At 71.5% G+C, this 10,383-nt stretch carries 4 protein-coding genes and 1 pseudogene; 3 read left to right on the top strand and 2 right to left on the bottom strand.

What is annotated here, in order from left to right; translation table 11 throughout:
- A partial coding sequence (locus G6027_RS08870) for a polyketide synthase (protein ID WP_182636853.1) occupies positions 1 to 1,421 on the bottom strand: 1,421 nt, incomplete at its 3' end.
- The gene (locus G6027_RS08865) at positions 1,418 to 7,228 is read right to left on the bottom strand and encodes an amino acid adenylation domain-containing protein (protein WP_182636852.1); all 5,811 of its coding nucleotides are present in this window, start codon (positions 7,226 to 7,228) and stop codon (positions 1,418 to 1,420) included. The genes G6027_RS08870 and G6027_RS08865, both read right to left, overlap by 4 nt.
- A 175-nt stretch (positions 7,229 to 7,403) precedes the next feature.
- Between G6027_RS08865 and G6027_RS08860 the strand changes: the two genes are divergently transcribed.
- The 3 genes and pseudogenes from G6027_RS08860 to G6027_RS08850 all read left to right on the top strand — a co-directional run.
- On the top strand, positions 7,404 to 8,351 hold the full coding sequence (locus G6027_RS08860; RefSeq protein WP_182617053.1) for an NAD(P)/FAD-dependent oxidoreductase: 948 nt from the start codon (positions 7,404 to 7,406) through the stop codon (positions 8,349 to 8,351).
- A gap of 59 nt (positions 8,352 to 8,410) precedes the next feature.
- On the top strand, positions 8,411 to 9,931 hold the full coding sequence (locus tag G6027_RS08855) for an ABC transporter substrate-binding protein (RefSeq protein WP_182636851.1): 1,521 nt from the start codon (positions 8,411 to 8,413) through the stop codon (positions 9,929 to 9,931).
- Positions 9,931 to 10,383 (top strand): annotated as a pseudogene (locus G6027_RS08850) (ABC transporter permease); the annotation flags it as partial. The gene G6027_RS08855 and the pseudogene G6027_RS08850, both read left to right, overlap by 1 nt.

Below are 10,383 nucleotides of genomic sequence, written 5' to 3'. Positions count from 1 at the left end.
CGGGCGGTCGAGATCACCCCGTCGAGCGCGGTGCGGCTGGCCGCGCCGAGGAGCCACAGCTGCGGACGGGGGTCGGGATCGGCGACCGGCGCGCGTTCGGATTGCGCCACGACGACGTGAGCGTTGGTTCCGCCGAATCCGAGCGAGCTGACCCCGGCGACGCGGGGCCGGTCCGGGTCCCAGTCGGTCGTGGTGTCGGCACAGCGGAAGGCGGACCCGGCGAGTCCGAGGTCGGGATTGGGGTCGGCACAGTGCAGGGAGGCCGGGATGACTCCCCGCTCGACCGCGAGCACCGCCTTGATGAGTCCTGCGACCCCGGCCGCCGCCTCGGTGTGCCCGATGTTGGACTTGATTGACCCGAGCCGACACCAGGGGCGATCCGCCTGCCCGAACACCCGGTGCAGGGCGGCGACCTCCACTGGATCACCCATCCGGGTGCCGGTGCCGTGCCCCTCGACGTAGCCGATGTCCCGTGGATCCAGGCCGGCGCCGGCGAGCGCCTCGGCGATGACCGTGGCGTGTCCGTCCACCCCCGGGACGACGAACCCGGCCTTGGCGGCTCCGTCGTTGTTGACGGCACTGCCCCGGATCACCGCACGGATCCGGTCCCCTGACCGCACGGCGTCGCCGTACCGGCGCAGGACGACCGCGCCCGCCCCCTGGGTGAACACGGCTCCGGTGGCCCCGCTGCCGTAGCTCCGGGTGTGCCCGTCGACGGAGAAGGGACCGTCAGGGATGTGGACGTACCCGCGAGACGCGGGTACCCGCACGGTGACCCCGCCGGCGACCGCGATGTCCGATTCGCCGCTGCGCAGTGATTCCGCCGCGAGGTGGACCGCGACCAGCGAGGTCGAGCAGGCGGTGAGCACGGTCTGCGCGGGCCCGGTGAGGTTCATCCGATAGGCGATCCCGGTTGCGAGGTAGTCCGGCATCGTCCCCAGCGCGATCTGCATGGCGTTGGCCGGGTCGGTTCCCCCGGACGGGTCGAAGGACTGCCGGAATGCGTGGTGAAGATAGGCGGAGGGAGAGCACCCGGCGAACAGTCCCACCCGGTCGACGCCCGAGCCGTGCCCATGGCCCGCGTCGTCGAGGGCGTGCCAGACCTCCTCGGCGAAGACCCGGTGCTGCGGGTCCAGATATCTGGCCTCGTGCCGGGTGAATCCGAACGCGGCGAGGTCGACGCCGTCGATCGGGCCGAGGTCCGACCCGGCGGGAACGAAGCCCGGGTGGTCGACGAGCCCCGACGGCGCCCCGTCGCGACGAGCGGACTCGCGATCGGTCCGCAGCACCCCCTCCCTCCGGTCGAGCAGCAGTCGCCACAGCGCGTCGACGTCGGGCGCTCCGGGGAGACGACACGACATCCCGATGACGGCGATGTCCGTCTCGTGGTGTGCGAGTCGCGGATCGACGGGACGGGTCATGAGAGGGTCTCCTGCCGGATGCGGCGGCGTTGACGCCCGCGCTGACGAGCCTGCGCGAGCGGATCGTGCGCATCGGGGTCGGTGGCGGGCCCGGCGCGGTCCGGGTCGGGGTGTGAGCTCGAGTTCGGGCTCGGGTTCGTGTCGGGTTCCCGGATCGGTGCGGCCTGCAGGCCCGCGGCCAGTGATCGGATGTCGGGATGGGCGAAGAGCTCCGCGAGCTCCACCCGGTGTCCTCGGTCGCCGAGTGTCCTGCGGAGGCGGACGAGATCCATCGACGTCATCCCGAGCTCGAAGAAGCCGCGGTCGAGCTCGTCGTGCCCGGGGGTCCGTCCGAGCAGCTCGGCGACCGTCTCGCGGACGAGGGACAGCACACCGCCACCGTCGTCCTCTGAGGCAAGGCGTCCCGGGATCGTCGCGGACCGGGTACGGCCCAGCCCGGCGGCATCGCGTCGGGGCACACCCGGCGTCGCCGTCGAGGGGAAGCCGGACTCGTGCCAGCGGTCGTCTCCGTCGGCCAGCGCCGTCACCGTCGCGGCCAGAACATCGGCGATGCCGTCGAGGACGCCGCCGAGGAAAGCGTCCTCCACCGCGTCGAGGACGAGCAGCAGCGAACCGTCGGTGTCGCGGAAGCTCTGGAGGTCGATCAGCACCTGCGGGGTCGAGCTGATCGAGTGGACCGGCTGACCCAGCTCCGCCAGCGCATCACACGCGGCCGGTCCACCGGTCCACCCGGTCAAACCCGAGGAGTAGACCACGGGCAGCACGCCGGTGCCGCCGCCGGAACGGAGGTGCTCACGTATCCGCGTGTTGCCGTGGCCGGATCCGCCGCGTCCGAGATCACGGATGCCCTCGAGTAGACGGGTCGCCGCGGCTCGGGCGCGCTCGCTCGTGGACCGGCCGTCCGGGGGGTCCACGACGACGGTCGAGGTGTATTCGCCCACGACGTCGCGGTGCTCGGCGGGGCGATCGAGAACGGTGACCACGACCGGAGGGCGGTCCCCGTCATCGGTGGCCAGGAGCGCGCCGAAGGCGGTGACGAGGACCGCGTCCAGGGTGGTCCGGTGTACTGCACACCGCCGGATCAGCTCCGTGGTCGTCCGCGGGTCGATCTGACGGCGTCGACGGGTGAATCCCGAGCTCCCGGGTGGGCGGACCGGCAGTAGGACGGGTGGCCTCGGTGTCCCCACCTGCGCCGACCCCACCGTCGCCGTCCCGACAGGTCGCGACGACGACGCCCCGGCGGCCACGCCGGCGCGGGCGTCCGCCCAGCTGAGGAAGTCCACCGGGGGCCGGGTGACGGGGCTGCCCCGGTATGCCGCGGTGAGGTCGCGGGCGATGATCTCCGCTCCACGGACGTCGCAGAACAGCATGTCGAGGATGAGCACGACCATCCATCGGGAGACCGCCGAGGCGGGAGCCGGTAACCGCACGGCGCGGAGCTCGAGCCAGGGCCGCCCACTCTGGGGGTCGTGGATCCAGGACATCTCCTCGGCCCGGCGGCGTTCACGCTCGGTGCGCACCTCCGCGACCGTCGCGGCGCCCAGATCCTCGATCTGCAGTCTCGGCCGGGCGGAGTTGTCGATGACTTGCCGGCCGTTGTCGTCCACGCGTGCCGACAGCATGGGATGGGCGTCCACGACCGCGTCCAGTGCGCGCTCGAGCGCCACGACGTCGAGGTCGTCCACCTCGACCTCGGTCCGGTAGCGGGGCGCGACCGGGCGACCCAACCACGGGTCCGCACGGCCCACGAGATAGGCAACCTGCATCTCCGTCAGAGGGGCGCTCGTGACCGCCGCCCTGGTGGGTTCCGCCGTGACGGGCTCGACCGTGCCCGACGCGTCGACGACGCGGGACGGGCTTGTCGTCGCAACCGAGGACATGGCCGGGCCTGACGGACGGGTCGCGGGGGCCGACGACGACGTGGACCTCCGGCCGAGGCGCAGCGTGACCAGCTGGTCCTGCCCCCCTGCGGTGGCGTCCAGCTTCAGACCCCCCTCGGGCGCGGACTGCTCGATCCGGCTCAGCCATCGGCCCGCCGCGAGCAGCTGCGACCCGAGCGGCCCCTCTCCGGCGGAGATCGTCACCTCCACACCGGATCCGGCACGGGCCACGTCGAGAAGATCCGCTCCCGACTCGTGCGGGACCTGGGCCGCTGGAGAGAGTGAGACCGGATCGGCCGGCGCAGCGGCAGCGGGAGCCGGAACGCCCGCGGCCACCTGTGCGGGCCGGTCGCCGGGTTCGAGGTCCGCGTCGTCACGGAGGATTCCGCCCAACGGTGTCGCGAGGAGTTCCTCGAGGTCCGGCCGGGAGCCGGTGAGGTCTTCGACGAGGTTCGCTATCCGCACCACGGCGAGTGAGTCGAGCCCGGCAGCCAGCGGTTCGAGAGCCGGATCCACGTCGTCCGGGAGCAGTGCGGCCAGCTCGGGCACCAGACCTGCGATACCTGTCGCGTGCACCTGCGGCCGTTCCCGCACGGAGTCGGGCTCCTCGTCCCGCGTGTTCTCCGACTCGACGAGGTCCGGTGCCGCGGGGGGAGACAGCGCGGGTCCAGGCGGCGCAGGGGTAGACAGCACCGGGGCCGACCACGCGGAGGCAGACAGCACCGGAGCCGACGACGCGGAGGAGAAGGGGTCGGGAAGTGCTTTGTGGTCGATCTTGCCGTTCGCCGTCACCGGCAGCTCTCGGTGGATGATGACAGCGGTCGGGACCATGTACGCGGGCAGCGCGTCCCGGAGCGCAGCGCGGATCGCGCGCTGGTCGAGACCGGACTGTGGGGTGAGGGCGACGTGACCGACGAGGCGCTTGCCACCACCGGGGCCGTCGACCGCGCTGCAGACCCCTGCCCGCACTCCGTCGAGGCGTGTGAGAGCCGCATCGATTTCACCGAGCTCCACGCGATAGCCGTTGACCTTGACCTGGCGGTCGACGCGGCCGAGGAACCGGATGGTCCCGTCGGGCAACCACATCCCCTCATCGCCGGTGCGGTAGAGGCGCTCGTCGTAGACGGGATGGACCCGGAACCGTTCCGCGGTCTGCTCCTCGTCGCCCAGGTACCCGCGCGCCACGCCGGCGCCTCCGATGAACAGCTCGCCCGCGACGCCGACCGGAACCGGCTCCCCGTCCGGGCCGTCGAGGACCCGGAACCACTGTCCGTCCAGCGCAGTGCCGTAGGGAACGGACGGCCACTGCGGATGTACATCACCGATCACGTGGTGGATCGACCAGATGGAGGCCTCCGTGGCCCCACCGAGACTCACGACGACGGCGTGCGGCGCGAGGTCGCGGAGTCGATCCGGCAACGTCACCGGGATCCAGTCGCCGGACATCATCACCAGCCTGAGCGAACCCAGCGCCGTGCGCGCGCGCTCCCGATCCGACTCCGCGTAGTCGGCGAGCATCTCGGCCAGTGCGGGTGCGGAGTTCCAGACCGTCACGCCCTCGGTCTCGATCGTGCTCAGCCAGTGCTCGGGATCGGCCTCCGCACCACGGTCGGGCAGGACCAGTCGCGCGCCGGCGGACAGGCCGCCGAAGATGTCCCACACGGACAGGTCGAAGCTCAGTGCGGACAAACCCAGTACGACGTCCGTCGGACCGGGTTCGAACCGGCGGGCCAGATCGTCGATCGTCGTCCTGGCCTGACCGTGCTCGATGGCGACACCCTTGGGCTCACCGGTCGAGCCCGAGGTGAAGATCGTGTAAGCCAGTCCGGTCGCCTCGACGGAGGCGGGATCGGGACGAACCGCACCGTCCGCCTGCCGCGGGACCACAGCGGGTATCGCCGTGACCCCGTCGGGCAGAGTCGTCCCCTCCGCGGCGAAGGCGAACCGGGCGCCGGCGCGGGCAGCGATTCGTTCGACGCGTGTGAGCGGCCATGCCGGGTCGACGGGCACGTAGGCGGCGCCCGCCGAGGTGATCCCGAGGACGATGCCGATCTGTTCCACCGATTTACCGAGCTGGACGAGGATCGGCTCCTCGGGGGAGACCCCCCGGGACGCCAGCTCACCGCGGGTCCACGCCGCGATGGATGCGAGTTCGTCGGCATCCGCGACCCGGTCGCCCTGCGAGACCACCCGCCGCCCTCCGTCCTCGTCCAGCGCCGCCAGCACCGGCTCGTGGAGACCCGGGCCGCTGGAGTAGGACACCGGTCGGGGCCTCGGGGTACGGACCCAGGGGTCGAGGAACAAACCCGGTCGCGTCCAGGCGGCCTCGTCGCGTGCCAACACCGCGACGGCCGCCTGGACCGCATGGCGCATGCCGTCGACGACGCTCTCGTCGACCGCTCCGATCACGTGGTCCCAGGCCAGGACGAGCTCGTCGTCCTCCTCCCAGTGGATCGCGTCGAGCAGGACCTGCGGGGTCTGGGACACCCCGAACCCGCGTCGGCCGAGCCAGGCGTCCGTGCGCGCCCCGGCGCGGTCCCCGATGGAGGTGGTAAAGACGACGGGGTGTTCGGGGATGCCGGTCGACGGCCCGAGCACCTCACCGACCACGCGCGAGGCCGGTACCGCGGAATGGTCCACCGCATCCCAGAAGTTGCGGGTCACCCTCACTGCGTAGTCCGCGAACCCCTCGGCGGAATCCACCCGGTCGGTGTCGAGTAGGGCGATCCGGGTGGTGTCCCCCACGCCCGGTTCCTCCCGTGCTTCGGGGTTGAACAGAGTGGTGACCAGACAGAAGCGGTCCCGGGCGCCGAAGCGCCGGAGGGCGAGAGAGAACAACGACGCGAGCGCTCCTGCGGGCGAGACGCCGTGCGCACGGGCCGCCGCGCGGAAATCCTCCCAGACGTCGTGGTCGACTCGACCCTCGGAACGCCGGAACCGCGGGGGGGTGATCTGCTCGGCCCGCAGATGCGCGGTGTCCCACGGCCCACCCGGCAGGTCCTGCGCTCTCCCCCGCCAGAACTCCATGGCGGCGCGCTCGGCAACCTCGGAGCGCCGGAGGGCGGGTGGGGGCACCACCCCGTTCCCCGGTGCGGCCTCGCCCCCTCGTTGGTGCCGGTATTCCGAGCCCCATTCGTCGAGAACACGCCGGATGCTGGGGAAGTCGATGAGCAACACATCGAAACCCACGCACTGGACCAGCGAGCCATCCGGTCGCAGGACCGCGGCGAGGGTGTGCACAGGCCATCTGTGAGCGGGCGCGCGACGGTGGGAGAGATCCTGACGAGCCCCCTCCTCACCCGCCTGCGGGTCGGGATCCGAGCGCAGGTCCACGATCTCGAACCGGTGGACCCCTGGGTCGTCGAGGATCCGACCCGCCCCGTCGCGACCGACCACCGCACGGAGCATCGGGTGACGGGCCACCACCCGGTTCCACGCCGACTCGAGCTCCCTCACGGTCGAGAGGGCGTCCGTACCGGGAGGCGGGGCGATCTCGTACTCGGAGTAGAAGTAGGTCGAGACCCCGCCGAGTGGGTAGTCGTCACCTCGGCCGACCCAGTAGGTGCTCTGTACGGGACTCAGGGCGAAGGTTCCCGGGACCGACTCGCGGTCCGCCCCGTCGGTGGAGGACTCGCCTCCATCGTCGACCCCACCCTCCCCCGCAGGCGACACCGCTGCCGACCTCTCCGTCGACCTCCCCGGTGACATCTCCGCGGCCGCACAACGCCGCTCGAGTGACTCGAGGTCGATGTCTCCCACGAAGTCACGCAGGGGGACCCTCACCCCGGTCCGCTCCACCAGCAGCCTCTGGAGCCGCACCGCCGAGAGGGAGTCGAGCCCGAGGTCCACCAGTTTGCCCGGTCCCACCGAGTCGACCTCCAGGATGTCGCAGACGGCAGCTGCGACTACGGACCGGTTCGACGGCATGACCCCACCTCTCGCTCACACGGGAACAGTCGCCGTCCGGACGGAGCCACGGCGCCACCGGGACGATTCTATTGATAATGGGACTCGTTTTCAATACAGTCTCTACAGTCGTTGCTCGTCTCCCCAGTGCGAGAGGGACGACCGCCCGTCCTCGCACCATCACCAGGAAGCCGCCATGACATCACCCACCCCCACGGCAGTCGAGGTCGCCGTGATCGGCGCCGGACCGGCCGGTCTCACCGCAGCACTCGTGCTGGGCCGCCAGAAGCGGACGGTCGTGCTCATCGACTCCGGGCAACCGCGCAACTCGCCCGCGACCGAGATGCACATGTACCTCGGTCTCGACGGCCGGCCTCCCGGAGAGCTGCGCAGTGTGGGGATGGATGAGGTCGCCGGTCATCCGAACGTCGAGATCGTGCACTCGACCGTGACGGGCCTCGAGGTGACCGACGCCGACACGCCGATCCGACTCTCGACCTCGGACGGTGGCTCGTTCCTGGCCGAGCGACTGCTGGTCACCGCCGGAGTCCGCGACGACGTGAGCGGGATCCCCGGTGTGGCGGAGCGCTTCGGACAAGGGGTCTTCCACTGCCCGTTCTGCCACGGTCACGAGGTCGACGGGCGGCGACTCGCCGTCCTCACCGACGACCCGGAGAACCCCGCCCAGCCGGGGTTGCAGGCGGTCTATCTCGCCACCCACTTCTCCCGCGACGTCACCCTGCTCACCAACGGCCACCCGGTACCCGAGGAGATCCACGAGACCCTCGCACGCAACGGCATCGTCCTCGATCACCGTCCCGTCACCGAGGTCACGGGGACCGACGGCGCCCTCACGGTGTGCGCCGGTGGCGAGGACCTCACCTTCGGCGCGGTGTTCCACACGCCCCGCGAACAATCACGCCACTCCGTCCTCGGGCTCGAGATCGACACCGAGGGCGCGCACATCCTGGTGGACTGGCAACAGCGCACGTCCGACCCGCGCGTGTTCGCGGCCGGCGACTGCGCCCGTCGTCGCGATGACCCCGTCCCGCTCGCCTTCGTGGCCCGCGCCGTCGCCGCGGGGCAGGCCGCGGCGCTGTGGATCGATCAGGACCTCTTCCGCGTCCGGGCCGGCCTCGGCTGACGCGACCCGACCCACCCACCGCTGCCCACTCACTCACTCACCTAAGGACCACCACACTCATGGACCGCCGCGGATTCCTCCGTCTCATCGCCGTCACCGGCGCCGTCACCGGTGCCGGACTCACCCTGGGCGCCTGCGCCACCGAGGACGGAGGCGGACACGGCGCCGGTGCCGGTTCCGGCTCGAACGGGGAGGGAGGCACCGTCCGCGTGGCCGCGATGGTCTCCCCGGGGGACACACTCGACCCCGCCGCCGCGACCTCACCGGGAACCTGGGTCGGCATCGTCGCCGTCTACGACTCACTGGTCGTCCTCCTCGACAACGAACCGGTGCCCCAGCTGGCCGAGTCGATCACCTCCAATGACGAGGCCGACGTGTGGACGGTCCGGCTCCGGCCCGGCGCCACCTTCTCGGACGGCTCCCCGGTGACCGCCGACGACGCCCTGGCCTCACTGGTCTACACCTCCGCCTCCCCGATGGCCGGGTCCTTCCTCGCCCCACTCGACGCCGACGCGTCCCGCGCTGTCGACGAGCACACGCTCGAGCTGCACCTCAGCGCTCCGCGCGCCGACTTCGTCGAGGCGGTACTGGCTCCGCAGAGCGCCGTGTTCAAGGGCGGAGACCCCCAGACCGGTGTCGGTTCAGGGCCCTTCGTCCTCGAGTCAGGATCAGCTGAGGACGGGTGGGTCTTCTCCCCCAACCCCCATCACCCGGGTGTCGGCATCGACCGACTCGAGGTGCGGTCGATCCCGGACCCGGACGCCCGAGCCCGCGCGGTGGTCTCCGGCGACGTCGACTACGCCAACGACCTCCCGGTCACCGCCGCACGCACAGTGACCGACCCGGCGCGGATCACCGAGGGTGGCCCGGCGGATTCCAAGGCGCTGGGTCTCATCCTCAACACACGGGTCGCCCCGTTCGACGACGAGAATGTGCGCACGGCGTTCAAACTGCTGGTCGACCGGGAGAGCCTCGTCGGCACCGTACTCGGTCAAGGCGCGGTCGTGGGCGAGGACGTCCTGGGCAAGGGGATCAGCAATTACCCCGAGGACCTCTCCGGGGTCACCCGCGACGTCGCCCGGGCGCGGACCCTGCTCGAGGATGCGGGGGTCGACGAGCTCACCTTGGTGACCTCGGACGTGGTCCCCGGCCTCAACGATGCCGCCGAACTCCTGGTCACCCAGGCCCGGGAGGCCGGCCTCACCCTCACGCTCGATCGGCGGGACCCGGCGGCCTACTTCGCCGACATCCCGGGGCTGATGGAGCTGCCACTGTTCTCCATCTACTGGGTCAACCGTTCGACGGCCACCGCGCTGCCGTTCACCACGGGTACCGCTGGCGGCTTCAACCTCGACGGATTCGGTGCCGATGCGAGGTGGGACCGGCGACTGGCCGACGCCGCGGCGATCACCGACGACGCCGAACGCCAGGCGGCGGTCTCCGAGCTCGCCGTGGAGGTGTCCGAGCGAGGGGGCCAGCTCATCTGGGGATACCAACCGTTCCTCAACGGCACCACCGACGCCGCCGGCGACGTCCCCTCGAGCCAGTCGGCTCCGTTCTTCGGGTCCCGCCCCGACTGATGACGCCCAGACGCGCGGGGGTGCGGATCGCCCAGACGCTCCTCACCTTCGCGGTCACCGTCGTGCTGGCCTTCTGGTTGGTCGACACGCTCCCCGGAGACGCCGCGACAGCGTCGTTCGTGACCACCGACGCCTCCTGGCTCACCCGCCGACGAGCCGAGCTGGGTCTCGACCTCCCTGTCGCCGAGCGGTTCGTGGAGTGGCTCGGGGGGATGGTCCTGGGTGAGCCGGGGCTCTCGGCCTCGGGCATCCCGGTCGCCGACCAGATCAGGGAGCCGCTCTCGCGGACCGGCCTACTCCTGCTCGCGGCGATCCCCGTGGCCGTGGTGGCCGGACTCGGCGGCGGGGTGCTCGCCGGAGCCCGGGCCGGGTCCCGTACGGACCGGAGGACCTCGCTCACCGCGGCCGTGCTGCTCGCGACCCCCGAGTTCGTGCTCGCGGTGATCCTCGTG

Source organism: Dietzia sp. SLG310A2-38A2, assembly GCF_014145095.1.
Taxonomy (GTDB): domain Bacteria; phylum Actinomycetota; class Actinomycetes; order Mycobacteriales; family Mycobacteriaceae; genus Dietzia.
This window is presented reverse-complemented; position numbering and strand designations above follow the sequence as displayed.

What these genes read in the sequence shown, in the direction of transcription:
- G6027_RS08865 (WP_182636852.1), bottom strand. Translation starts at nt 7,228, where the DNA reads ATGCCGTCGAACCGGTCCGTAGTCGCAGCTGCCGTCTGCGACATCCTG.
- G6027_RS08855 (WP_182636851.1), top strand. Translation starts at nt 8,411, where the DNA reads ATGGACCGCCGCGGATTCCTCCGTCTCATCGCCGTCACCGGCGCCGTC.
- G6027_RS08860 (WP_182617053.1), top strand. Translation starts at nt 7,404, where the DNA reads ATGACATCACCCACCCCCACGGCAGTCGAGGTCGCCGTGATCGGCGCC.